1 protein-coding gene and 1 pseudogene are annotated in these 1,088 nt (G+C 65.7%); one reads left to right on the top strand and one right to left on the bottom strand.

Going from position 1 to position 1,088, the window contains the following annotated elements; translation table 11 throughout:
- Positions 1–329: pseudogene (locus AB0J67_RS41310) on the top strand (hypothetical protein); the annotation flags it as partial.
- Between the two features lie 63 nt (positions 330–392).
- Here the strand turns inward: AB0J67_RS41310 and AB0J67_RS41305 are convergent.
- A partial coding sequence (locus AB0J67_RS41305) for an IS5 family transposase (RefSeq protein WP_363491312.1) occupies positions 393–1,088 on the bottom strand: 696 nt, incomplete at its 5' end.

Below are 1,088 nucleotides of genomic sequence, written 5' to 3'. Positions count from 1 at the left end.
CACTGGGCTGGACCAACCCGAAGCCACGTACTCCAGAGCAGGCTGACCGGTGGACCCAGCTCATCCTCGCCGCCCTGACCCAGCTACGCCTTGCCAGGCCTCTTGTCGCCGACCACCGCTTGCCCTGGCAGCAGCCACTGGCCGCAGACAAGATGACACCCGGCCGCGTCCGGCAAGGTTTCGTGCAACTGCTGCACCGCCTCGGCACCCCGGCCACCTGGCCGAAACCAAGCAGGCCCGGTCCGGGCAGGCCAAAAGGCCGGACATCGACGCCTGCGGCGCGACATCCGGCCCTGAAGAAGCAAGCCGTCAAGCCCCTGAACTGCTGAAACTCACGTTAAACGGAAAGCTAAGAGGGCGTCTGATTCACGAATTTTGTGAGTGATGCCGGTTCAGGTGTCTCGCCGGGTTGGGGTGCTTTCGCCGGTGGCGCGTTTGGCCAGGTTGTCGATCATCGCGAGGTGGATCATGCTGGCGGAGTTGTCGGGAAGGGCTTCGTAGTCGCGGGCCAGGCGTCGATGCTGCATGATCCATCCGATCGTCCGCTCCACGACCCATCTGCGCTTGACCACGGAGAACCCTCTGATCTGCGGGTCTTTGGGGACGACCGCGACGTCGATGCCCAGGGCCGCGCCGTGTTCGATCACCCGGTTCTTGAACCCGGCGTCGACCCAGGTCTTGGCCAGGGCGGGGTGGGCGGCTTTGGCCTGGTCGAGAAGGTCGATGCCGATGGTGTTGTCACTGGCGGCGGCTGTGGTGACGATGACGGCCAGGAGCAGGCCGAGGGTGTCGGTGACGATGCCGCGCTTGCGTCCGACGATCTTCTTGCCGGCGTCGACGCCCTGGCTGTGGAGCGGGACGTTGCTCGAGGTCTTCACGCTCTGGGTGTCGATCACGCCGGCGGTCGGGGTGGCCTCGCGTCCGGCCTGGGTGCGGACCAGGCCGGTCAGGTCGTAGTTGAGCTGGGTGAAGATGGCGTCGTTGGTCCAGGCCGTGAAGTAGTGGTAGACGGTCGGCCAGGGCGGGAAGTCGTGGGGCAGGTAACGCCAGGCGATGCCGGTGCGGTTGACGTAGAGGATGGCGTTGAA

It is taken from the genome of Catellatospora sp. NPDC049609 (assembly GCF_040675365.1).
Taxonomy (GTDB): Bacteria; Actinomycetota; Actinomycetes; order Mycobacteriales; family Micromonosporaceae; genus Catellatospora.
The sequence above is the reverse complement of the archived record's forward strand: the minus strand, read 5'-3'. Positions and strand labels throughout refer to the sequence as shown.